The organism is Orenia metallireducens (genome assembly GCF_001693735.1).
GTDB lineage: Bacteria > Bacillota > Halanaerobiia > Halobacteroidales > Halobacteroidaceae > Orenia > Orenia metallireducens.
In genome coordinates this window covers 248,254-273,074 of sequence record NZ_LWDV01000010.1, presented here as the reverse complement: position 1 = coordinate 273,074, position 24,821 = coordinate 248,254, and the positions used below count along the sequence as shown (strand labels likewise).

Annotated in this window: 17 protein-coding genes and 1 other annotated feature; of the genes, 15 read left to right on the top strand and 2 right to left on the bottom strand. The window is 34.7% G+C overall.

What is annotated here, in order from left to right:
• The first annotated feature begins 19 nt into the window (after positions 1-19).
• The 7 genes from clpX (at position 20) to U472_RS13375 (ending at position 12,985) form a co-directional block, all read left to right on the top strand.
• Entirely contained in the window at positions 20-1,273 is a 1,254-nt protein-coding gene (clpX, locus tag U472_RS13405; protein ID WP_068719260.1) for an ATP-dependent protease ATP-binding subunit ClpX, read from the top strand.
• A gap of 126 nt (positions 1,274-1,399) precedes the next feature.
• A complete protein-coding gene (lonB, locus tag U472_RS13400; protein WP_068719259.1) occupies positions 1,400-3,088 on the top strand; it encodes an ATP-dependent protease LonB in 1,689 nt (562 codons plus the stop codon).
• Positions 3,089-3,229: 141 nt separating this feature from the next.
• A complete protein-coding gene (gene lon / locus U472_RS13395; protein ID WP_068719258.1) occupies positions 3,230-5,581 on the top strand; it encodes an endopeptidase La in 2,352 nt (783 codons plus the stop codon).
• Positions 5,571-6,155, top strand: a complete 585-nt coding sequence (gene yihA, locus U472_RS13390) for a ribosome biogenesis GTP-binding protein YihA/YsxC (RefSeq protein WP_068719257.1) — start codon at positions 5,571-5,573, stop codon at positions 6,153-6,155. Before lon ends, yihA begins: the two co-directional genes overlap by 11 nt.
• A gap of 111 nt (positions 6,156-6,266) precedes the next feature.
• Positions 6,267-6,522: a binding site (T-box leader), on the top strand.
• Between the two features lie 233 nt (positions 6,523-6,755).
• Positions 6,756-9,422, top strand: coding sequence for a valine--tRNA ligase (locus U472_RS13385; RefSeq protein WP_068719256.1), 2,667 nt, complete (start codon positions 6,756-6,758; stop codon positions 9,420-9,422).
• A 470-nt stretch (positions 9,423-9,892) separates the two neighbouring features.
• Positions 9,893-11,701 (top strand): translational GTPase TypA, encoded by a 1,809-nt coding sequence (gene typA, locus U472_RS13380; protein WP_068719255.1) that lies wholly within the window; start codon positions 9,893-9,895, stop codon positions 11,699-11,701.
• 117 nt (positions 11,702-11,818) lie between these two features.
• Positions 11,819-12,985, top strand: a complete 1,167-nt coding sequence (locus U472_RS13375; protein ID WP_068719254.1) for a pyridoxal phosphate-dependent aminotransferase — start codon at positions 11,819-11,821, stop codon at positions 12,983-12,985.
• A gap of 33 nt (positions 12,986-13,018) precedes the next feature.
• Here U472_RS13375 and U472_RS13370 read toward each other — a convergent pair whose 3' ends face one another.
• Positions 13,019-13,492, bottom strand: a complete 474-nt coding sequence (locus U472_RS13370) for a sporulation membrane protein YtrI (RefSeq protein WP_068719253.1) — start codon at positions 13,490-13,492, stop codon at positions 13,019-13,021.
• Position 13,493: 1 nt separating this feature from the next.
• The gene (locus U472_RS13365; protein WP_083189923.1) at positions 13,494-13,805 is read right to left on the bottom strand and encodes a YtrH family sporulation protein; all 312 of its coding nucleotides are present in this window, start codon (positions 13,803-13,805) and stop codon (positions 13,494-13,496) included.
• A 684-nt stretch (positions 13,806-14,489) separates the two neighbouring features.
• Here U472_RS13365 and U472_RS13360 point away from each other — a divergent pair.
• From U472_RS13360 to trpD, 8 genes are all read left to right on the top strand, one after another.
• Positions 14,490-17,918, top strand: a complete 3,429-nt coding sequence (locus U472_RS13360; RefSeq protein WP_068719251.1) for a DNA polymerase III subunit alpha — start codon at positions 14,490-14,492, stop codon at positions 17,916-17,918.
• Between the two features lie 111 nt (positions 17,919-18,029).
• A complete protein-coding gene (locus tag U472_RS13355; RefSeq protein ID WP_068719250.1) occupies positions 18,030-18,527 on the top strand; it encodes a phosphatidylglycerophosphatase A family protein in 498 nt (165 codons plus the stop codon).
• A gap of 71 nt (positions 18,528-18,598) precedes the next feature.
• Positions 18,599-19,570, top strand: a complete 972-nt coding sequence (locus U472_RS13350; protein ID WP_068719249.1) for a DapH/DapD/GlmU-related protein — start codon at positions 18,599-18,601, stop codon at positions 19,568-19,570.
• A gap of 525 nt (positions 19,571-20,095) precedes the next feature.
• Positions 20,096-20,857: a DUF368 domain-containing protein gene (locus tag U472_RS13345; protein ID WP_068719248.1), complete on the top strand. Its 762-nt coding sequence runs from the start codon at positions 20,096-20,098 to the stop codon at positions 20,855-20,857.
• 136 nt (positions 20,858-20,993) lie between these two features.
• Entirely contained in the window at positions 20,994-21,215 is a 222-nt protein-coding gene (mtrB, locus tag U472_RS13340) for a trp RNA-binding attenuation protein MtrB (RefSeq protein ID WP_068719247.1), read from the top strand.
• Positions 21,216-21,696: 481 nt separating this feature from the next.
• Positions 21,697-23,175, top strand: coding sequence for an anthranilate synthase component I (gene trpE / locus U472_RS13335; protein ID WP_068719246.1), 1,479 nt, complete (start codon positions 21,697-21,699; stop codon positions 23,173-23,175).
• Positions 23,175-23,744, top strand: a complete 570-nt coding sequence (locus tag U472_RS13330) for an anthranilate synthase component II (protein WP_068719245.1) — start codon at positions 23,175-23,177, stop codon at positions 23,742-23,744. The genes trpE and U472_RS13330 overlap by 1 nt, the downstream gene beginning before the upstream one ends.
• 51 nt (positions 23,745-23,795) lie before the next feature.
• On the top strand, positions 23,796-24,821 hold the full coding sequence (trpD, locus tag U472_RS13325; RefSeq protein ID WP_068719244.1) for an anthranilate phosphoribosyltransferase: 1,026 nt from the start codon (positions 23,796-23,798) through the stop codon (positions 24,819-24,821).

Below are 24,821 nucleotides of genomic sequence, written 5' to 3'. Positions count from 1 at the left end.
CTAATAAAGGGGTGATATAATGTTCAAATTTGGAGACGAGAAAGGACAATTGAAGTGTTCTTTCTGTGGTAAAGTCCAAGATCAAGTCAAGAAGCTTGTGGCTGGTCCTGGCGTCTATATTTGTGATGAATGTATTGAATTATGTAATGAGATTATTGAAGAAGAGTTAAATGAAGAGATAGAGTTAAATTTAGAAAGTGTTCCAAAACCTAAAGAGATAAAGGATATTTTAGATGAGTATGTAATTGGACAGGAGGATGCTAAAAAGACTTTAGCGGTAGCTGTCTATAATCATTATAAAAGAGTTAATTCAGGTATGAAAGTCGATGATGTAGAGTTAGAGAAGAGTAATATCTGTTTAGTAGGTCCTACTGGTTCTGGTAAAACATTATTAGCTAGAACTCTAGCTCGTATTTTAGATGTTCCTTTTGCAATAGCAGATGCTACATCTTTAACTGAAGCTGGGTATGTAGGTGAAGATGTAGAGAATATTCTATTGAAGTTAATTCAAGCTGCTGATTATGATATTGAGAAGGCAGAAAAAGGAATTATCTATATCGATGAAATTGATAAAGTTGCCCGTAAATCAGAAAATCCATCTATTACTCGTGATGTTTCTGGAGAAGGGGTACAGCAAGCTTTGCTTAAAATTCTAGAAGGAACAGAAGCAAGTGTTCCTCCACAAGGTGGCAGAAAGCATCCTCACCAAGAGTTTATTCAAATTGATACCTCAAACATTCTATTTATCTGTGGTGGTGCTTTTGCAGGAATAGATAAGCTTATAAAATCTAGACTAAATACCAAAGTACTTGGTTTTGGTGCTGATATTCAAAGTAAGAAAGAAGAGAATATCGGAGAGATATTAAAGCATATTAAGTCACAGGATTTATTGAAGTATGGATTAATTCCAGAGTTTGTAGGAAGAATTCCAGTTGTTGTTACTTTAGAAGAGTTAGATCAAGATGCTCTGGTACAGATTTTAACTGAGCCTCGTAATGCTTTGATTAAGCAGTATATTAAATTCTTTGAATTAGATGATGTAGAGTTAGAATTTACAGAGGAAGCTTTAAAATCAATTGCTCAAAAGGCATTGAAACAGGAGACAGGAGCAAGAGGGTTACGTTCTATAGTGGAAAATGCTATCTTAGATATCATGTATGATATACCATCAAGAGATGATATCTCAAAATGTATTATCACTCAGGATGTAATTGAAAAGAGAGCAAAACCAAAATTAGTTACAGTTGATGAAACAAAAGAGGAAACTGCTTAAATATTTAAGCAGTTTCTTTTATGTTTAAGGATAAAATCTCTTCCTAAGGTTATACTAATCTATGATAAATTAAATCAGGTTTCTTATGATATGAAATACCTGAAAGTTTATACAGGAGGAGATTTAATGAATCTTGCAATTAATGTTTTCAGTATGATTCAATTATTTTTTGCTATTGTGATTGGAATTTATTTTTGGAATATGCTCAAAAAACAGAGAAATAGTAAGGTAGCAATAAATAGAGAATCAAAAAAAGAGATGGAAAAGTTATATAAGATGAGAAGGAGATCTTTGACTGAGCCTTTGTCAGAAAAGATTAGACCTAGCGATTTTTCTGAAGTGGTTGGACAGGAAGATGGATTAGAAGCTTTAAGAGCAGCTTTATGTGGTCCTAATCCCCAGCATGTAATTATTTATGGACCTCCTGGAGTTGGCAAGACAGCAGCGGCTCGTTTAATATTGGAAGAAGCTAAGAAAAATCAAGATTCTCCTTTTGATGATGAGTCTAAATTTGTAGAGATGGATGCAACAACAGCACGATTTGATGAACGTGGAATTGCTGACCCCTTGATTGGTTCAGTGCATGATCCTATTTATCAAGGCGCAGGGGCTATGGGTACAGCAGGAATTCCGCAGCCTAAACCTGGTGCTGTAACAAAAGCCCATGGAGGAATTTTATTTATAGACGAAATTGGAGAGTTGCATCATATCCAGATGAATAAGTTATTGAAGGTTTTAGAGGATAGAAAGGTCTTTTTAGAGAGTTCTTATTATCATGAAGATGATAAGAATATTCCTCGACATATCCATGAAATCTTTCAAAATGGATTACCTGCTGATTTTAGATTGATAGGCGCCACCACTAGAGGTCCAGAAAATATTCCGCCTGCTATTCGTTCTCGTTGTTTAGAGGTCTATTTTAATCCTTTAGAACCGAACCATGTTGAAAGGATTGTAAATACTGCAATAGCCAAAATAAATTTTCAGGTTGAGGATGGAGTTATTGATGTTATCAGAAAGTATGCTGCTAATGGAAGGCAAGCTATTAATATGGTTCAGACTGCAGCTGGTATTGCTCGAACAGCTAAGCGTTTTGTCATTAAAGTTGGAGATATAGAAAGAGTAATAATGAATGGTCGTTATAACCCCAGACCTATGGATAAAATCCCTAATAACCCACAGGTGGGTGTTGTTAATGGATTAGCTGTTATTGGTGCTAATATGGGGACTGTAAATCAATTAGAGGTTTCAGTTAAAGAAGTAGGTGAAGGTAAGGGCAGATTAAATATTACTGGTATAGCTGAAGAAGAAGAACAGGGGAATCAATATAGAAAAATCAGAAGAAAGAGTATGGTCAAGGGTTCAGCAGAGAATGTTATTACCGTTTTGAATAAGATTATGGACATTGATTTACGAGATTATTTTATACATATTGATTTTACCAGTGATGCCGTTGTTGATGGTCCTTCTGCTGGTATAACAATGGCAGTAGCTCTTTATTCAGCTTTAACAGGATATCCTATAGACAATAAGGTTGCTATGACTGGGAAGATATCAATTAATGGTATGGTCCGTCCTATTGGAGGCGTTGTTGCCAAAGTAAGAGCAGCTATTAGAGCAGGAGTCAAAAAAGTCTTAATTCCATCAGATAATTGGCAACAAATATTTAACGAGGAAGAGTTTGCAGAGATAGATATAATTAAAATAGAAACTTTTGATGAAGCTTTACGAGAGTCAATATTAATAGAGGATGTAGAAGAAGAGAAGATTGAAGTAGATTTGGAGTCTGATTTTATTTCTGCCCCTTTAATCTAAATAATTGGTAGGGGTTAGTCAATAAGGCTTAATTAACCTTATTAAGAAGAATTCATACTAATAACTTAAAGTAATTGCAGGACTTTAATTATAACTAATAGAATAATGATAGGTGATGATTCTATAAATGGAGGTGTAGTTATGGCTAAAGAGTTGAAAAAGGAGAAGAGGAACAGAAGTTCTATGCCCTTATTGGCATTAAGAGGTTTAGTTATATTCCCAAATATGATAATTCCTTTGCTTGTTGGCAGAGAACAATCTTTAGAAGCTTTAGAAAAAGCGATGGTAGAAGATAAAGAGATCTTATTAGCTGCTCAGCATGATGAAACTATTGAAGAGCCAACTAAAAATGATATTTATAATGTAGGTACTGTTGGAGAGATAAAACAGTTGATGAGGTTACCTGATGGAACTGTTAAAATTTTAGTAGAAGGATTAAAAAGAGCAAAAATTGCAGATTTTATTCAGGAAGAACCTTACTTTGAGGTTGAAGTTGAAGAGATTGCACACGAAGAAGAGGTAGATACTGAGATAGAAGCCTTGATGAGAGGTGTGAGTAATAGCTTTGAAGAGTACATAAAGCTTAATAAAGTAGTACCACCAGAAGCTATGATGACAATAGTTAACATAGAAGACCCTGATAGGTTAATTGATATCATTGTTTCACATATCTCTTTAAAGGTTAAACAACAACAAGAGATTTTAGCTACAATTTTCTATGAAGAGCGATTAACTAAGCTATATAAGATTTTAGAAAGAGAAATAGAGATTTTAAAGGTAAAGAATAAGATTAATAATGAGGTTAGAAAGCAAGTAGAGAAGAGACAAAAAGAATACTATCTAAAAGAGCAGATGAAAGCAATTAAGAAAGAATTAGGAGAAGAAGATAGCTTTACTGAAGAAGTAAATGAATATAATAATAAATTAGAGGAATTAGAATTACCAGAAGATGTTGAGAAGAAGGTAAAAGAAGAGCTGGACAAGCTCCAAAAGATGCCTAGAAATTCAAGTGAAGCTGTTGTAGTTAGGAATTATTTAGATTGTATATTTGATTTACCTTGGAATAATTACAGTGAAGATAAGTTGGTGATTAAAGAGGTAGCAGGTCAATTAAATGAGAACCATTATGGATTAGATGATGTTAAAGAGAGAATTTTAGAATACTTAGCTGTTAGAAAGTTAAGTGACAAGCTTAAAAGTCCAATCTTATGCTTAGTAGGTCCTCCTGGGGTTGGAAAGACCTCATTAGGTAAGTCTATTGCAAATTCTATCAACAGAGAGTTTGTTAGATTATCTTTAGGAGGGGTTAGGGATGAAGCTGAGATTAGAGGACACCGTAGAACTTACATAGGTGCTAGACCAGGACGAATAATAAATGCTATGCGTGATGCAGGAACGATGAATCCAGTATTCTTGTTAGATGAGATTGATAAGATTACTAGTGATTTTAGAGGAGATCCTGCAGCGGCTTTATTGGAAGTATTGGATCCTGAACAGAATAATGACTTTACTGATCATTATTTAGAACTAAGTTTTGATTTATCAGATGTTATGTTTATTACAACAGCCAATACTATTGGTACTATTCCTAGACCATTATTGGATAGAATGGAAGTTATCACTCTTTCAGGTTATACCGAAGAAGAGAAGATAGAGATTGCTGGGCGTCATCTATTACCAGAGCAGATTAAAGAACATGGATTGACAGAAGACAACTTCAATCTATCGGAAAATGCTCTCAGGAAAGTTATTAGAAATTATACTAGAGAAGCTGGGGTAAGAAGTTTAGAAAGAACTTTAGGGAAGATTTGCCGTAAAGTAGCTAAAGAGGTTGTAGAAGGAAAGGATACTGCTACTAGAATTGATACAAGAAACTTAGATAAATATTTAGGAATTCCTAAATATGAATATGGCAAAGCTGAAGGTGAAAATAGAGTTGGTGTAGTAACTGGGCTAGCTTGGACTCAATTAGGTGGAGATATACTAGATATTGAGGTATCCATTATTCCAGGTGATGGAAAGTTAATCTTAACTGGTAAATTGGGAGATGTAATGAAAGAATCTGCCCGAATAGCTTTAAGTTATGCTAGAACTAAATCTAAAGAGTATAATTTCCCAGAAGAATTCTATAAAAAGTATGATATCCATGTTCATGTACCTGAGGGAGCTATTCCTAAGGATGGACCATCAGCTGGAATAACTCTAGCAACTGCTTTAATCTCTGCGTTAGCAAATAAAGAGGTTGATGGTGAGGTGGCTATGACAGGTGAGGTAACCCTTAGAGGTAGAGTCTTGCCAGTTGGTGGAATTAAAAGTAAGGTCTTAGCTGCTCATCGAGCAGGAATTAAGAAGATAGTATTATGTAAGAAGAATAAAAAAGACTTAGAAGAAGTTCCTGATAATATCAAGCGTGATTTAGAATTTGTTCTAGTTGAAGAGATGGACCAAGTACTTGCAGAGGCGATAGTGGAGGGCGATGAAAATGAAGATTAATAATCCAGAATATATTCTTAGTGCAGTATATCCTAAGGATTATCCTTTTCATCACCTGCCTGAGATTGCTTTAGCAGGTCGCTCTAATGTAGGTAAGTCATCTTTGATTAATAAAGTAGTCAATAGAAAGAAGATGGCTTTTACCAGTTCCAAGCCAGGAAAGACTCAGACAATTAACTTCTATCAAATAGATAATTACTTTTACTTTGTAGACTTACCAGGCTACGGATTTGCTCGAGTATCTAAAGAAGAGAAAGAAGAATGGGGTAGAATGATTGAAAGTTATCTAATAGAGCGAGAGAATTTAGAGGCATTATTATTAGTTGTAGATGCTCGACATAAGCCAACCCAAGATGATATCCAGATGTTCAACTGGATTTTGCAGATGAATATGCCTGCTATGGTAGTAGCTACTAAGGTAGATAAAATTAAAAATAGTCAGAAGAAGAAGCAAGAGAGGCTAATTAAAGAAACTTTAGGTATAAGTCAGTTTACACCATTTACCTTCTTCTCTACAGAAACTGGGGAAGGTAAAGATAAGGTGATTCAGTTTATTGGGCAGTTTATGGATTGAGTTTAATCAAAGTAAAAAACTTTATTAAAACTTGATATTACTTCTGAATAAAAGTTAATAGTTGACAACAAGGCCTATTAATTATATGATAATATGTGATAGTTAAATAGACTAAAAGCAATGAAGGAGAGGAGTAGGTTAATCCCTCCCTAATAGAGATAAATACCCTTAGGCTGGAAGGTATTTTTAGGGATATTAGCTGAAGTAGCTCTGGAGCTGTTAAGCTGAAAGTTTAGTAGGTTTAATCGGAAGCTAGCCGTTATCTAGTATCAGGTAAGTTAAAACAGTTATTTATATAGACCTGAAGTGAGTGCTAAGTTAGAACTAAGGTGGTACCGCGGAAGATAGAGACTCTTTCGTCCTTAAATTAAGGATGGAGGGGTCTTTTTATCTATAATTATTAAAAATACCTTAATATACCTTGTTGAATAAGTAAAACTTAACAACTCTAATTATTGCTGTAATTTTATTGGTTAAATTGATAATTTTGTAGTTAAAATGAAGTACCGCTTACTTTTCCAAAAACCTAAAATACAACATCTTAATTTAAAGAGCAAAATAATTATTCAACAACCTATAATAAATAAAGGAAGTGAGATTATGAATGAAGAGAAGAAGAATTTATCAACAACCTATGATCCTAGTCAAGTAGAAGAGAAATGGTATGAATATTGGAATTCACAGGGATATTTCCATGCAGAACCGAATGAACAGAAGGAGCCTTTTACAATTATGATGCCTCCTCCAAATGTAACTGGTCAACTACATATCGGTCATGCCTTAGATATGACCTTTCAAGATATCTTAACTAGATGGAAGAGAATGCAAGGTTATGAAGCTTTATGGTTACCTGGAACAGACCATGCTAGTATCGCTACTGAAGTTAAGGTAGTTAAGAAGATGCAAGAAGAAGAAGGTCTAAATAAAGAGGATGTTGGTCGTGATGGATTTTTAGAGAGGGCTTGGAAGTGGAAAGAGGAGTATGGTGGAAGAATCACTAAACAGCTAAAAAAATTAGGTGTCTCTTGTGATTGGGATAGAGAAAGATTTACTATGGATGAAGGCTGTAATCAAGCAGTTAAAGAGGCTTTTGTGCAATTATATGAGAAAGGTTTAATCTATCAAGGGGACTATATAGTTAACTGGTGTCCAGAATGCAAGACTACCTTATCAGATATAGAGGTAGAACATGAGGATAAGCCAGGTAAATTATATCATATTAGATATAATATTAAAGGTAGTGATGATTATATTGTAGTAGCTACTACCCGTCCAGAGACTTTACTTGGAGATACAGGGGTAGCAGTAAATCCCAATGATGAACGTTATCAAGGTATAATCGGTAAGCAGGTCATCGTCCCAGTTGTTAATCGGGAGATTGAGATAGTAGCTGATGATTATGTAGACTCTGAATTTGGTACAGGTTTGGTTAAGGTAACTCCTGCCCATGATCCTAATGACTTTGAAATCGGTGAGCGTCATGATTTGGAGATTATCAAAGTAATTGGCGATGATGCAATTATGACCAAAGAAGCTGGAAAATATGAAGGTTTAGAGCGTTATGAATGTAGACAGCAACTAGTTGATGATTTGAGATCAGCAGGGTTAATCGAGAAGATAGAAGAGCATGATCATTCTGTTGGTCAATGTTACCGTTGTGATACCACAATTGAACCATTAGTATCTAAGCAATGGTTTGTAGCTATGGAAAATTTAGCTAAGCCTGCTATTGAAGCTGTTAAAGATGGTGATATTCGTTTTGTTCCAGACCGTTTTTCTAAAGTATACTTCAACTGGATGGAGAATATCAGAGATTGGTGTATCTCTCGCCAATTGTGGTGGGGGCATCAGATTCCAGTCTGGTATTGCCAAGACTGTGATGAGGTAATTGTCAGAACAGAAGAACCAGCAGAATGTCCAAAGTGTGCTAGTACTAATCTAAAACAGGATGAAGATGTACTAGATACTTGGTTCAGTTCAGGATTATGGCCTTTCTCTACTTTAGGTTGGCCTACAAATAAAGAGGATGTAGATTACTTCTATCCAACTGATGTATTAGTAACTGGTAGAGACATCATCTTCTTCTGGGTAGCTAGAATGGTCTTTATGGCATTAGAGTGTAAAGGTGAGATACCATTTAAGGATATCTATATCCATGGACTTGTTAGAGACTCTGAAGGTCGTAAGATGAGTAAGTCTTTAGGAAATGGTGTAGACCCAATTGAGGTAATTGAAGAATTTGGTACAGATACTTTAAGGTTTAGTTTAATTACTGGAAATACTCCAGGTAATGATATTAGATATCGTCCTGAAAGGGTAGAATCAAGCCGTAACTTTGCTAATAAATTATGGAATGCTTCCCGGTTTGTATTGATGAACCTAGAGGACTTTGATTTAAGAGCGATAGATTATGGAGAGTTAAATTATAATTTAGCAGATCAATGGATTCTAAGTAGATTGAATAAGAAGATTAACCAAGTGACTGGATTATTAGAAGAGTATCAATTTGGGCAAGCAACCCAAGAGTTATATGACTTTGTGTGGAGAGAGTTCTGTGATTGGTATATCGAATTGGTTAAACCTAGATTATACCAAAAAGAGAACTTAGCTGACCGTCAGACAGCTCAATATGTAACTTGGTTTACCTTAGATAATATCTTAAGATTATTACATCCATTTATGCCATTTATCACTGAGGAGATTTGGCATTATTTGACTGCTCAAGAAGGAGAAAGTCTGATGGTTTCTCATTGGCCAGAAGCAGATAGCTTAGCTACAAATAATCAAGCAGAGGATAAGATGGAGTTAGTAATGGATGTAATCCGTAGTATTAGAAATATCAGAAATGAGATGAAGGTCAATCCAGGTAGAAAGATTACAGCCATTTTAAGCTCTGAAGTTGAAAATAAGTTAGCAATAGTATCAGAAGGAAAGGATTATATTGCTGATTTAGCTAATATTGAAGAGTTAACTATCAGCAAGGAAGTAACTAATAGACCAGAACAAGCATCTACTGCAATTACTAGTGAGATTGAGATTATCTTACCCCTTGCAGGTATGGTAGATATCGATAAGGAGATTGCTCGCTTAGAGGATGAGATTAAGAAGATGGAAGCTGAGATTAAACGTGCTACAGGTAAGCTATCTAATCCAGGTTTTGTAAATAATGCTCCAGACCATCTGGTAGAAGAAGAGAGAAGAAAGAAAGAAGAGTATACTGCTAAAAAAGGACAATTAGAAGAGACTTTAGCAAGCTTAAAAGGATAGTTATAAGAAGGCAGTTCATAGTGGGCTGCCTTTTTTCTATTTCTATTATAGAAAATATAAGCTATTTGGAATTGAGATTTTATAGAGATATTACGACACTTTTACAAATAATAAATAATAGTGAATAAATAAAAAGCTTATCTTCCTAGAGTGCCTAATGATTTTGAGCTTAACTATTATTTATACTTTATTAATTATTCACTGGTCTGAAAAGTTTCGTAATATATCCAAAGTATATCATAAAAGTTAATAAGGGTTAGATCACTTCTTAAATTAGAATGATTACAATTATCAATAAAAAAATTATAACCAAGCAAATTTCTTTAAGAATAATTTCTTTTAACTCCAATTCTTATTGACAATTATCGTCATATATTATAATCTAAGCATAGTATAATTTCTTTAATGAAAATTACAATTTAAGGAAAAATAGATTAGTGTAATCTGCTTTTATATCCAAGGAGGAAAAGATGAAAACAAGAGATGATATTAGAAATATAGCAATTATTGCTCACGTTGACCATGGTAAGACTACTTTAGTAGATGGAATGTTAAAGCAAAGTGGTATCTTCCATGCTAAACAGGAAGTTGAAGAGAGAGTAATGGATAGTAATGATTTAGAGAAGGAACGAGGAATTACTATTCTTGCTAAAAATACTGCAATTAAGTATAAAGATACTAAGATTAATATTGTTGATACTCCAGGTCATGCTGACTTTGGAGGGGAAGTAGAACGTATCTTGAAGATGGTTGACGGAGTATTATTAATTGTTGATGCTTTTGAGGGTCCAATGCCTCAAACTAAATTCGTATTGACTAAGGCATTAGAGTTAGATTTAACCCCAATTGTGGTAATTAATAAGGTTGACAGACCTGATTCAAGACCACAAGTTGTAGAGGATATGGTATTAGATTTATTTATTGAATTAGGTGCAAGTGAAGAGCAGATTGAATTTCCTGTAGTTTATGCTTCGGCTTTAGAAGGATTTGCTAAGACAGATTTAGATGAGGATAGTGATAACTTAGAGCCCTTATTCAAATCTGTTATTGAGCACATTCCAGCTCCTCAAGGGGAGATAGAAGCACCATTTCAAATGATAGTTACTACTATTGAATATAATGATTATGTAGGAAGAATGGCTATTGGTAAGGTTAATCGTGGAGAGGTTAAAAAGGGTGAGAAGGTAGCAATCTGTAAACAGGATGAAAGTATAGAGTATAAAAGTATCACCAAAATCTTTACCTACCAAGGATTAGGTAAGGAAGAGGTTGAAGGTGCTAAGATGGGAGATATTATTGCTCTTGCTGGAACTGAGGATATCAATATTGGTGAGACCATTGCCGATGCTGAGAATCCAGAGGCTCTACCTTTTATTACTATAGAGGAGCCAACTGTAACTATGACCTTTACAACCAATGACAGTCCTTTATCTGGACAGGAAGGGGATTATGTTACTTCTCGTCAATTAAAGGATAGATTATTCAAAGAATTAGAGAAGAATGTTGCTTTAAGAGTAGAGGAGCTAAGCCCTGATACCTTTAAAGTCTCAGGTAGAGGTGAGCTACACTTATCTATTTTAATTGAGACTATGCGACGGGAAGGCTATGAATTACAGGTATCTAAGCCAGAAGCTATCATTAAGGAGATAGATGGACAGAAGATGGAACCAATTGAGGAGGTTACTATCGATGTGCCAGAAGAGTTTATGGGTACTATCATTGAAGAGTTAGGAAAGCGTAAAGGTGAGATGAAGAATATGACCCATCTAAGTCAAACTAGAATTAGATTGACCTTTGAAATTCCTGCTCGTGGATTGATTGGCTTTAGGTCTGAATTTTTGACTAAGACCAAAGGTGAAGGGATTTTAAATAGTACTTTCTCCCACTATGATAATTATCGGGGAGATATGACTACTCGTAGAAATGGTTCTATAGTAGCAGATAGAGCAGGAGAAGCAACCCGCTATGGAATTTTCAATGCTCAAGATCGTGGTACTATCTTTGTGGATCCAGGAACTAAGATTTACGCTGGAATGATCGTGGGTTCAAACTCTAGAGAACAAGATTTGGATGTAAATATCTGTAAAGAGAAGAAGCTTGATAATATGAGATCTTCTGGTTCTGATGAGGCAATTATGCTTACACCAGCTACCAAATTTAGCTTAGAAGAGGCATTAGAGTATATTACAAGTGAGGAGCTTGTTGAGGTTACTCCAATCAATATTAGATTAAGAAAAAAGATTTTGGATAAGAAAAGACGTATCAAATCTAAAAAGTAGTGAGCATGATATTGTATAATGTGTAGGGGTAGATATTCTATTTACCCTTGCTTTTAATAAAGTTATTATTTTCACATAAGAATATAAGTAGTTAAGGATTGAGGAGGAATAAATCAAATGAGATTATCAGCACGTGTTCAAGGAATTGCAAACTCTCCTACATTAGCAATCACTGCTAAAGCAAAGGCTTTAAAAGAAGAAGGAAGAGAGATTATTAGTTTAGGAGCAGGGGAACCTGACTTTGAAACTCCTGCACATGTGAAAGAGGCTGCTATTAAAGCTATTGAAGAAGGCTTTACTACATATACAGCTACTGTGGGTATTCAAGAGTTGAGGGAGGCAATCTGTAGTAGTTGTAAGGCAGAGAGAGGATTAGAGTATACTAGCGATCAAGTAATTGTTTCTAGTGGGGCAAAAAGTTCATTATTTAATGCTATTCAAGCACTAGTAGATGAGGGTGATGAGGTCATATTACCTGCTCCTTACTGGGTTAGTTATCCTGAACAGATTAAGTTTGCTGGAGGAAACCCTGTAGTAGTAGAGACTTCTGAGGATAATAAATTTAAGATGACTGTCGCAGAATTTAAGGCTGCTATTACTGATAAGACTAAATTAGTGATTATAAATAGTCCATCTAATCCTACAGGGGCTGTCTATACTAAAGATGAGTTAGAAGGGATTGCTCAAATAGCTGTGGAGAAAGATATTTTTATAATCTCTGATGAGATCTATCGGAAGGTAAGTTATAATCAAGATGTAGTCAGTATTGCTACTTTAGGTGAAGAGGTAAAAGAAAGAACTATTATTATTGATGGTGTTTCTAAGGCTTATGCAATGACTGGCTGGAGAATAGGTTACGCTATTGGACCTAAAGAGGTGATTAAAGCTATGGGTAGATTACAAAGCCATAGTACCTCTAATGCCAATTCAATTGCTCAAAAGGCGAGTTTAGCTGCAATTGCTGGAACTCAAGAACCTACTCATGAGATGGTAGAGGCTTTTAAAGCAAGAAGAGATATAATTACTGATGGAATAAATAATATCAAAGGTTTAAAAGTTGGAAGACCAGAAGGCTCATTTTATATCTTTGTAAACGTTAAAGAATTATTAGGAAAAGAGATTAAGGATGACTATCAATTAGTAGAGATGTTACTAGAAGAGGCTGGGGTAGCTACAGTACCAGGTTCAGCCTTTGGGATGGCTGGATATATCAGATTGTCTTATGCGACTAGTGAAGCTGAAATTAATGAAGCGATTAAGAGAATTGCTAAATTTGTAGGGTAATATACTTGTAGGGAGCATGGGAAATTATGCTCCCTATTTCTCTTCAATTATCTTAAAGGATATAATCGCATTAGGCTGAATTATAATCCAGAGGAAATTAAGTTTATAACTCTTCTTCTCTACTATAATTATTCTACCATCAAGGGTCTCTGCTAATAATTTACCATCTACCTTTGAGATATCTCTACCTATTAAACTCTTTAATATCTCAAAGATATCCTTCTTCAGCTCCTGCTTAATATGCTTATCTATCTTATTTTCTATCTCTATAGTTAAATCTTGAATTACCTTCCTTCTTTCTTCTGCCAAGCTCTCTTCTAGTTTATCTAAGGTGGTCTGTTGGCTTTCTATCTCTGATAATAATTCCTCCCTCTCAAAGATAAGTTGGTCTAATTGGGGTCCAACGAGTAAATTAAGTATAGTTATCCCTGTAATCATTCCTAAGAGAAAGGATGCAAATAAACGTAAAATATCATTCTTGGTCAAAGTTAGGAAATTAAAACTCAATTTAATTTCCTCCAGTTAAGACAGAGATAATCCAGATACCTAGTTGTGCTCCTAGAAAGGCAACAGTCAAAATGATAAATTGTTTAAATATTACGATAATTTTTCCTTCAAAGACTCCACCTTCAATCATCCGTAAGTAGGAGAAGCTTCCTCCCATAGCTGTGACCACAGCCCATAGTTTAATCTCTTGTGATAGTTGTGACATTACTTTGATAGGGGATTGCTTTGCTAAGGTAGCCCCTATACTCCCTAGTATAGAGCCTCCTAGTACAACTCCCAAAGATACAAAAAAGACTAAGATTAACCTTTCCATTTTATCACCCACACTAATTTAATTGATAGTTGTTAATTAACAATCTACAATTAATAATTTTTAATATACTCAAATTTAAACCGTACAATATACTTATTTTACTTATAAATTAATTATACCTTATCGATTAATAAGGAGGATAAAAGGGGATCAATCGGGAAATAATAAAATATTAGATTTTAAGAAATTTTCATAGCATTATTAAAATATTTGTGGAGTTTATTATTTAGAATAAGGAGCATATTATAAAGTTTTTAGCTTTAAAAAGCAGATAAATTCTTAGGTTTCGCCTAATGGCGAGTTACCTTTTTTCTTGATGAAAAAGTAACCAAACCTACAGGTTCATAAATTTATTACGGAAGGTTTTTAGTAAAAACCTGTAGGGAACCTTCCGTGGCAAAAACAGCCCAATCAAGAAGAAAATATACCTGCGAGTCTAACCTACGGGTTTAAAAAGCAAACCTTTCGTGGTAAACCCGATCAAGACTCTCCGTGGCAGAGCCTACTCACTACGCAATCAACATTTATTGAGGTTAAAAATTTGAGAGTTCTAATTCAGAGACTACCTTTAATCCTATTATTTTTTAGAATGCTTGCTTCATTCAAACATTAATTTTCTTCGATTTAAAACCTTTTTAATTCTCAATCTTATATTTTCAATTTTAATTCAAGGAGGTGTAATTCATGGAACAATTTGTTCATTTACATCTACATACAGAGTATAGTCTCTTAGATGGTGCTGTTAGAATCAAGGATTTAGTTAGAAAGGCAAAGGAGTACAATATGCCTGCTATTGCGATGACCGATCATGGAGTAATGTATGGAGCTGTGGATTTTTATCGGCAGGCGAAAAAAGAAGGTATTAAACCGATTATTGGTTGTGAGGTTTATGTTGCTGATAACCATTTGAAGAAAGATGTAAATAATAGAAGGCTAGCTCATTTGGTATTATTGGCAGAGAATAATCAAGGCTATCAAAACTTACTGAAGTTAGTTTCATTATCTTATTTACAGGGGTTTTATTATAAGCCGAGGGTTGATAAGAACCTCTTGCGTGATTATAGTGAAGGGATTATCTGCTTAAGTAGCTGTCTAGCAGGAGAGTTAGCTACTTTATTGCGAAATAATCAGAAGGATAGAGCCAAAGAAGTGGCATTACAATACCAGCGGATCTTTGGAGAAGGGAACTTTTTCTTAGAATTACAAGACCATGGTCTTGCTGATCAGCATTTAATAAATAAAGGATTGGTGGAATTAAGCCAAGAGCTAGAGATTTCTCTTGTGGCAACTAATGATGTCCATTATCTAAATCAAGAGGATAATAAATTACATGATCTACTCTTATGTATCCAGACAGGTAAGGATGTTGATGATAAGAATAGAATGAAGTTCCCTAATGACCAATTTTACTTTAAACCGGCAGAAGAGATGCTGGAAATATTTAAGGATTATCCAACAGCTATTGAGAATACAGTTAAGATTGCTAAGCGCTGTAATGTGGAGTTAGATTTTGACCAAATTCTATTACCCCATTATGAGGTACCAGAAGGGGAGAGTTTAGAGTCTTATTTACGAAAACTTGCTTATGAGGGCTTAGAGAATAAGTATGATGAAGTAACAGCAGAGATTGAAGAGAGATTAGAATATGAGTTAGATGTGATCAATGAGATGGGATATCCTGCTTATTTTCTAATCGTTAGGGATTTTATCAAGTATGCTAAGGATAATGAGATTATTGTAGGTCCTGGACGAGGAAGTGCTGCTTCCAGTATAGTCTCTTATCTACTTGATATTACAGAGATTGATCCCTTAGAGTATAATTTATTATTTGAACGTTTTTTGAATCCTGCTCGTATTTCAATGCCGGATATTGACATTGATTTCTGTTACGAGCGGCGTGATGAGGTAATAGATTATGTAGTTAAAAAATATGGACAAGATAGGGTGGCACAGATTATTACTTTTGGAACGATGGCAGCTAAGGGAGCTATACGGGATGTTTCTAGGGCTTTAGGTGTATCCTATGATAAAGGTGATAAGGTGGCTAAGGCTATTCCTAATTCTTTAGGAATTACAATTGATAAGGCATTAAATGAGTCAGAAGAGTTGAGGAATTTATATCATAAAGACTATCAAGTCAAAGAGGTTATAGATTACTCTAAAAAGATTGAAGGATTGACCCGTCATGCCTCTACCCATGCAGCGGGGGTGATTATTACCAAAGATGATATTACCAATTACACTCCACTTTATCAGAGTAAAGGTGAAGTTACTACCCAATATCCAATGGGAGATTTAGAAGCTTTAGGTCTATTGAAGATGGACTTTTTAGGGTTGAGAACATTGACGGTAATTAACAAGACCTTAGCCTTGATTAAAGAGACTCAAGGGGTAGAGCTAGAATTATCGGAAATTCCCTTTGATGATAAGAGAGTATTTAAGATGCTAAGTACTGGTGATAGTTTGGGCATATTCCAGTTAGAGAGTGATGGAATGAGACGCTTAATTGCCAAGCTAGAGCCTGAGGAGATTGAGGATATTATAGCTCTACTTGCTTTATATCGACCAGGACCTCTAGGAAGTGGAATGGTAGATGATTATATTGCTAGACGTCACGGAAGAGAAGAGATTGAATATCCTCATGAAGATTTGAGAGAAATATTAGAGCCAACCTATGGTGTTATCTTATATCAAGAGCAGGTAATGCAGATAGCCCAAAAGATTGCAGGGTATTCTCTAGGAGAAGCTGATTTACTTAGAAGAGCAATGGGTAAGAAGAAGCCTGAAGAGATGAAGAAGCATTATGAGATATTTATAAATGGTAATGAGACGGTAGAAGGGGCTATCAATCGAGGATATAGCCAAGAGCTAGCTGAAGAGCTATTTGAGTTGATTGAATATTTCAGTGGTTATGGCTTTAACAAGGCCCATAGTACAGCTTATGCTTATATCTCATATCAGACAGCTTATTTTAAGACCCATTACCCAGTAGAATTTATGGCTGCCTTAATGAGTAGTGTAATTGGTAATAGTGATAAGATAGCAGAGTATATTTCAGAGTTAGAGGCAATGGGGATTGACATTCTTCCTCCAGATGTCAATTACAGTAGAATCGATTTTACTGTAGAAGGAGGAAAGATTCGTTTTGGATTGGCAGGTATTAAAAATGTAGGTTCTAAGGCTATTGAGGCAATTATTGAAGCAAGAGAAGAGAAGAGATTTGAAGATTTAAAGGATTTCTGTGAGCGAGTTAACTTATCTAGAGTTAATCATAGGGTGATAGAGAGTTTGATTAAGGCAGGTGCTTTTGATTCTTTAGATTTATATCGCTCCCAGCTTTTAGAGATATTAGAAGATGTCTTTACCCAGGCTCAGCAGGTACAGAAACAGAAGAGTAATGGGCAGACCAGTTTTTTAGATATCTTCAATGAAGATGAATTTATGGATGATAGGATAGATATACCTAAGATAGATGAGTTTGATTCAAGGAGACTATTAGCCTTAGAAAAAGAGATGTTAGGGTTTTATCTAACGGGACATCCTATTAAGGATTATCTACCTAAGATAAAGGCAAAGAGGACTTTAGATAGTAGAAAATCTGGAAAATTTAAAGAAAAGGTTATCCTAGGAGGATTAATCACTGCTAATCGCGAAATATTAACTAGGAATCATAAAAAGATGTCCTTTATGACTTTAGAAGATGAATTTGGAGAGATTGAAGTCATTGTCTTCCCAAATGTCTATGAAAATTATCAAGAGTATATTTTAGAAGATGATGTTATCTTGGTTGAGGGTAAATTAAATGAAGAAGGTAAGATTATTGCAAGTAGATTAGCTGATATAGAAGAGGACTTTCTTCAAGAGAATCAGAACAATTCTACTAAGAAAGAGGTTCTCCATATTCAATTAGAGACATTAGAGGAAGATATATTAGAGAAGCTAAAGGATATACTATCAAGACATAAAGGTGATAGCAAAGTTTATCTACATTTACTTATTGAGGGTAAGAGAGTGATTGTTAAATTATCTTCTGTTTATAAAGCTAAGATAAATCAGAGGCTAGAGAAGGATCTGGGGCAGTTAGAAGTAAGATATTCTATTATTAATAATTAAACAAAGATAGTTATCAATCTAATAATAAATGAGCTAGATTTATAAAAAAGTATAACCAATTTAAATTTAGTATCATATAATATATGTATAAATTAAAAAGGGGGAGAATATATGAGAGATATAATTATAGAAAAATTGGAAGAAAGAGGAGTTCAAATAAAAGAGATTGCAGAGATTGTCTATGCCCTACAAAAGCCTTATAGTGAGAATTTAAACATAGAGGAATGTTTAGAATCTGTTCATAGCGTTTTAGAAAAAAGAGAGGTACAATATACTCTATTGACAGGAATAGCGTTAGATAAATTAACAGAAGAAGGTAAAGTAGAAGAGCCTTTAGCTAGTATTATTAAAAGGGATGAGCCCTTGTATGGAGTCGATGAGAGTTTGGCTTTAGCTATTGCTAATATCTATGGAACTATAGGCTTTACCAGCTTTGGATACTTAGATAAGAATAAATTTGGAGCAATGGAGAGATTGGATACAAGTAAGGATAGGGTTAATACATTCTTGGATGATTTAGTAGCAGGTATTGCTTCAGCAGCATCAGCTAGAATTGCCCATCAAAAGAGAAATGAGCAAGAAAAGGAAGCAGAGAAAGAGGTATCATAAAATTATATAGTGATTCATATTAATTTATATAGCTATTAGCTAATGTGCAATTGTTTGAAGGGAGTGGGAAGATGGATTATTATCAGATTGTTGCTACAGTTAGAGGAACAGTAAGTTATAGATTGAGGTATATATTTAATTATCATAAACTAGATTATTCGATTAAAGTAGTTAAACAGAGTGATGGGCGCAAGTTAGAATTTGCTACAATCGTACCTAAAGGGCAGAAAGAAAAAATATTACAATTGATTAAGGAAAGTAGTCTTGACCCAGTGATTGTAATCAGTCCAGTATTAGAGTATAATAATCCAGTTAGAAATAAACTGGTTAGAGATATCACTCTAGCTCCCACTGCTAGTGTTAGTTCGTTATCAGAGCTCTATGATGGTGTAGAGGTAGGTTCTATGAGTCAAATTGTGGGTAATGCTATCTTGCAAGAGGATGTTAAGATTGGAGAAGGTACCTTTATAGGTAGTGGTGTAGTTGTCAGAGGTCATACAGCTATCGGCAATAACTGCCACATTGGTACAGGTGCTATTATAGGAAATAATGTTACAATTGGTGATAATGTAACTATTGAAGAGAATGTGACAATTAGGGCTAATGTATCTATAGGAGATAATGTTTCTATCGGTACAGCAGCTAATATTGAGAGTAATGTTCAGATTAAAGATGGTGTGAGGATAGGACCTATGTCTCGTATCTTTAATGTTGGTCGCAAGAAAGTAGAAATAGAATCTGATGAAGATAGACAAGTTATTTATACTATTATAGATTCAGGAACCTTTATTGGTAGTGGAGCTATTGTAGGTGGAAAAATTGGCTCCAAAGTTATGATTGGATCTAACTCTGTTGTTCATACAGCTACAGTCTCTGATGGAGCAACTGTTGGTTCTGGGGCAACTGTACCTTATGGTAGGGTTGTGGATGAGGGGGTTACTGTGATAGGTTCACCTGCTAAACCAATAGATGAGTATAAAGCTGAGAAACGTTTGTTGAAGTTTTTACAGGAGAAGTATAAGGATGAGCTTAATTACATATAGTCCAGATATTAAGTCTCCTCAACATGAGGAGCTTTAATTTTATATTTTTTTAATTTTTAGTTATGAAGTGAATTTTAAGATGGATAATGCTATACTTTTTTAATTGATAGTTAAGGTTTTAAATGGAGAAAATTATTATTTAAACTAAGTAAAAATTAAACAAAGATTTAGAACATAATAAAATTTTAGTTATATAGTCTAATTGATGCTAGTATTTATTACTTTAATTGCTGAGTGAGCTGGTTTTGCCACGGAAGGTTCCCTACAGGTTTTTACTAAAAACCTTCCGTAATAAATTTATGAGCCTATAGGTTTAGTTATTTTTTCTCCCTAAAGAAGTACTCTTGTGGTGAAATCTGATAATTTTATCTAATTTTAAAAGTGAAACTATTGAAATACATTGGTTTTTTAAATATTTTCTAAAACATATTGTTAGTATAATAATTTTTTAAATAGGTTATTTATCTAAAATATTAGCTATAAAATTATAGTATAGAGTTAATGATAAAAGATAGAGGTGAAATTATGAATGATTTTTGGCAACTAGTAATAAAGGGGATTCCTATTGGGATTTCAAATACCTTACCAGGAATTAGTGGTGGAACCATAGCTTTAATCTTGAATATATATGAGAAATTAATTAATGGAATTAAGAGAATTAATTTTAAAATTTTGATACCGGTTGGTTTAGGGGCAGTAATAGGAGTTCTATTTGGTTCTAAGGTTATTACTGGCTTGTTAGAAAGTGATTATCGGGGGTTTCTGGTTGCTTTCTTATTGGGATTGATCTTTGCCTCTAGCAAAGTAACTGCTAAGGAAGTAGAGAAGTTTAATCTAAAAACTATTGCTCTGGCACTTTTGGGTTTAGGTCTTGCTTATAGATATTCAATAGATATCGATTCAGCACAAGCTATGCAAGAGGCAAATCTATTTAAGTTCTTCTGGGGTGGAGCTATTGGTAGTGTAGCAATGATATTGCCTGGAGTTAGTGGTGGAACAATTTTAATTATGTTGGGGTTATATCAAGGGGTTTTACAGGCAATTACTACCCTTGATTTACCTATAATAATCTTCTTTGGATTTGGAGTTGTGGCAGGGTTACTGAGTTTCTCTTGGATTTTATCCTATTTATTAGAGCACTATAATTCTCTGCTGATGGCATTTTTAACAGGTTTAATTTTGGGATCGATGAGAAGTGTTATTCCAAACCAGATTGGTTTTTTAGAGATTATCGGATTTGTTTTAGGAGTTCTACTTATTTTATGGCTGGATAAGAGAGAGGAGTAATTATTGGGTTTATTTAACAGTTTTAAATTTTTTGAATATAACATTATAGTTAAAGATACTTTGAATCTAATATTGACACATGTAATAAATTTGTATATCATAGTATTAACTAAGTGTTTTCATTAAGGAGGCAACAATGAATATACCAAAAAGTGAAGAATATATAGTAATTAAAGCTTTAGAGGATGGGGTTACTATTATCGGTTTGACTCGTGGGCAGCAGACCAAATTCCATCATACAGAAAAGTTAGATGCTGGTGAAGTAATGGTTGCTCAATTTACAGAGCATACATCTGCAATTAAGATTAGAGGAAAAGCCGAGCTTATGACAAAACATGGTAGTGTTGAGTCTGAGTGAGTAGGAAAAATTTGGCCGGGAATTTTTCCACTACGAAGAGTTCGAAGAAGTTGAAGGGGACTTAATACTGAGAAAAGCAGAATTTATAATTAAAAAGTTTTTCTTAAATAAAGCTTTATAAAGTATTGAGAAAAATTCGGTCGGGAATTTTTCTTCTACACTTTATTTCTCCACTAGATCGAGTCTGCAAGACTCGAAGGGACTTAATAGCGAGAAAGGCACAATCTATAGTTAGAGAGCTTTTAGTATAGAGATTAGAGAATATTAGTTAAAACTGAATATAATTAGCTGAGAAGAGTAGAGTTGAGATGAGTTGAGAGTTAGTTTAGCCAAGGGGTAAGTATATCTGTATCTAATTACAGGTATTATTATATATTCCAAGGTCATCAGACTTTAGTCTGGTGGCCTTTTTTGTTTATTATCAATATTTTAAAGAGGAGATGAGTCAAGATGAGTAGAGATAAGAAGAAGGTGAGATTGAATGTACTATCCAGCTAAGGAAGAGTTTTTAAAGCTAAGTGAAGATGCCAATATAATTCCTGTCTATAAAGAGATAGTTGCAGATATGGAGACCCCAGTATCTGCTTTTAAGAAGTTAAAGGGTGAAGGTTACTCTTATCTATTAGAGAGTGTAGAACAGGGGCAGAAGATAGGGCGCTATTCCTTTATTGGGATTGATTATCATGCTATAGTCAGCTCCAAGGATGGTAAATTAGTAATTAAGGATAACTTTGGAAAGGTATTAAAGAGTAAAAATACAGATAATCCATTGCAAGATTTAAAGGGTATCTTATCTGAGTACCAATCGGTACAGGTTGAAGGCTTGCCCCTATTTTATGGTGGTGCTGTTGGGTATTTAGGTTATGATGTCGTTAAATATTTTGAGAGCATACCTCAAGATAATAAGGATGATTTGGCTTTACCAGAGATGAACTTTATCTTAAGTGATACCTTAGTAATCTTTGATCATCTACATCATAGTATCAAAGTGGTTACTAATGTTAAAGTAAGTGACGACCTTGAAAGTGATTACAAATTAGCTAAGGAGAAGATAGATGAGATAATTACTAAGCTAGATAGTCCTCTAAAGGAAGAGAGTAGACCAGAGGTTAAAGCAAAGGAATTGAAGTTTAAATCTAATATCAGCAAAGAAGAATTTATGAAGAATGTAGATAAAGCTAAAGATTATATTAGAGAAGGGGATATCTTTCAAGTTGTTCTCTCGCAACGTTTAGAGGTGTCTATAACTGCTCAATCCTTTGATATCTATCGTCAGCTAAGGAGGGTGAATCCATCACCTTATATGTATTATTTAGATTTTGTTGATTTTGAGATTGTTGGTTCTTCACCAGAGCTTTTAGTAAGGGTAGAAGATGGAGTTATTGAGAATAGACCGATTGCTGGAACTCGTAAGAGAGGAAAAGACAGCCAAGAGGATAAAGAGTTGGCTCAAGACTTATTAGGTGATGAGAAGGAGAGGGCAGAGCATATTATGCTAGTAGATTTAGGGCGTAATGATATTGGGAAGGTCAGTGAATATGGTAGTGTAGAGGTAAGTAGGCTGATGGAGATTGAGTACTATTCCCATGTAATGCATATCGTCTCTGATGTTCAAGGTAAATTAAAGGCTCATGAGGATATCTATTCAGGATTACAATCTTGTTTTCCAGCAGGAACTTTATCAGGTGCTCCTAAGATTAGGGCGATGGAGATTATTGATGAACTAGAAAATACTCGTAGAGGTCCTTATGGAGGTAGTATTGGTTACTTTGGTTATTCTGGAAACTTAGACAGTTGTATTACTATTAGAACTATGGTTATTAAGGATAATAAGGCATATCTGCAAGCAGGTGCTGGTATTGTAGCAGATTCCGATCCAGAATTTGAATACCAAGAGACTTTAAATAAAGCACAGGCATTATTGGAAGCTGTAAAGTTAGCTGAAGGGGGTGTCTGCTAATGATTTTAGTAATTGATAATTATGATTCTTTTACTTATAACTTAGTACAGTTGATTGGGGATATGAACCATGAGATTGAAGTTATAAGAAATGACAAGATTACTGTAGATGAGATTAGAGAGTTAAGACCAGAGAAGATAATCATCTCACCAGGACCAGGTAGACCAGAGGATGCAGGCATATCTTTAGACTTGGTTAGAGAGTTGGCAGGAGAGATACCGATTTTAGGAATCTGTCTAGGTCATCAGACTATGGGAGCAGCTTTTGGAGCTAAGATAATCAAGGCACCAGAGTTGATTCATGGTAAAGTATCTAAAATAATTAACAAAGATAAAGGGATTTTAGCAGGAGTAGGAGATTTTGAAGCAACTCGTTATCATTCTTTAATTGTTGATAGAGATACCTTAGCTGATAATTTTGAAATTACTGCTGAGACTGAAGATGGAATAATCATGGCAATTGAGGATAAAGAGAAGGGATTATATGGACTACAGTTCCATCCTGAATCGATAATGAGTAAGACAGGTACGGAGATTGTCAGTAATTTTTTAGCAGTGAAGAGAGTTTGATAAAGGTTATTGTTTTACTCGTTACTGAACTTAAAAGGAGGATAAGCAGAGATGAGAAGAGTAATCAACAAGGTGATAAATGGAGATAATCTATCAATTGAGGAGAGTAGAGATGCTATGGAAGCTATTATGATTGGTGAGGCTACTTCTGCTCAGATAGCCAGCTTTATTACAGCTTTGAGAATGAAGGGCGAGACGATTGAGGAGATAACAGGGGCAGCATTGGTGATGAGAGAGAAGGCCTCTAAAATAGAGACCAACCAGGATGTATTAGTAGATGTCTGTGGCACTGGTGGAGATAAGCTGAATACTTTTAATATCTCAACTACTACTGCCTTTGTAGTGGCAGCAGCAGGGGTAGCTGTGGCTAAACATGGTAACCGTTCAGTCTCTAGTAAGAGTGGAAGTGCTGACTTATTGGAGAGATTAGGGGTCAATCTCAATCTGTCACCAGCTCAAGTAGGAAGTTGCATTGATGAGATTGGAATAGGATTTATGTATGCACCAGTTTTCCATCAAGCAATGAAGTATGCTATTGGACCAAGAAAAGAGATAGGAGCAAGAACAATTTTTAATCTCTTAGGTCCTTTGACCAACCCTGCTGAAGCAGGAGTACAGTTACTAGGAGTTTATAGTTCTGAATTAACAGAGCCGATTGCTTATGTGCTGAAGAATTTAGGAGTGAAGTCAGCCTTTGTAGTCCATGGAATGGTTGGTTTAGATGAATTATCAACGGTGGGAGAGACTAAAGTTAGTCAACTTAAAGATGATGAAGTAAAGACTTATAATCTCCATCCAAGAGAGTTAGGATTAGAAGAAGCTACTATAGAGGATTTAGCAGGAGGAAACCCTGAAGAGAACGCAGAGATTACTTTAGATATTCTAAAGGGTAAAGCTGGTAAGAAGAGGGATATTGTAATCTTAAATGTAGCAGCAGCTTTAGTAGCAGTAGATAAAGCTGAGAGTCTAGTTGAGGGTGTAGAGCTAGCTGCTCAAATAATAGATGAAGGTTTGGCTTTGAAGAAGTTAGAAGAGCTAGTTGAAGTAAGTAATAGATTAGCTAAGGAGGTAAGTTGA

Coding starts and splice junctions, on each gene's coding strand:
- U472_RS13355 (WP_068719250.1), top strand. CDS start 18,030: ATGAGAGATATAATTATAGAAAAATTGGAAGAAAGAGGAGTTCAAATA.
- lonB (WP_068719259.1), top strand. CDS start 1,400: ATGAATCTTGCAATTAATGTTTTCAGTATGATTCAATTATTTTTTGCT.
- mtrB (WP_068719247.1), top strand. CDS start 20,994: ATGAATATACCAAAAAGTGAAGAATATATAGTAATTAAAGCTTTAGAG.
- U472_RS13365 (WP_083189923.1), bottom strand. CDS start 13,805: ATGGAAAGGTTAATCTTAGTCTTTTTTGTATCTTTGGGAGTTGTACTA.
- lon (WP_068719258.1), top strand. CDS start 3,230: ATGGCTAAAGAGTTGAAAAAGGAGAAGAGGAACAGAAGTTCTATGCCC.
- U472_RS13330 (WP_068719245.1), top strand. CDS start 23,175: ATGATTTTAGTAATTGATAATTATGATTCTTTTACTTATAACTTAGTA.
- U472_RS13385 (WP_068719256.1), top strand. CDS start 6,756: ATGAATGAAGAGAAGAAGAATTTATCAACAACCTATGATCCTAGTCAA.
- trpD (WP_068719244.1), top strand. CDS start 23,796: ATGAGAAGAGTAATCAACAAGGTGATAAATGGAGATAATCTATCAATT.
- U472_RS13350 (WP_068719249.1), top strand. CDS start 18,599: ATGGATTATTATCAGATTGTTGCTACAGTTAGAGGAACAGTAAGTTAT.
- U472_RS13375 (WP_068719254.1), top strand. CDS start 11,819: ATGAGATTATCAGCACGTGTTCAAGGAATTGCAAACTCTCCTACATTA.
- typA (WP_068719255.1), top strand. CDS start 9,893: ATGAAAACAAGAGATGATATTAGAAATATAGCAATTATTGCTCACGTT.
- U472_RS13360 (WP_068719251.1), top strand. CDS start 14,490: ATGGAACAATTTGTTCATTTACATCTACATACAGAGTATAGTCTCTTA.
- yihA (WP_068719257.1), top strand. CDS start 5,571: ATGAAGATTAATAATCCAGAATATATTCTTAGTGCAGTATATCCTAAG.
- clpX (WP_068719260.1), top strand. CDS start 20: ATGTTCAAATTTGGAGACGAGAAAGGACAATTGAAGTGTTCTTTCTGT.
- trpE (WP_068719246.1), top strand. CDS start 21,697: ATGTACTATCCAGCTAAGGAAGAGTTTTTAAAGCTAAGTGAAGATGCC.
- U472_RS13345 (WP_068719248.1), top strand. CDS start 20,096: ATGAATGATTTTTGGCAACTAGTAATAAAGGGGATTCCTATTGGGATT.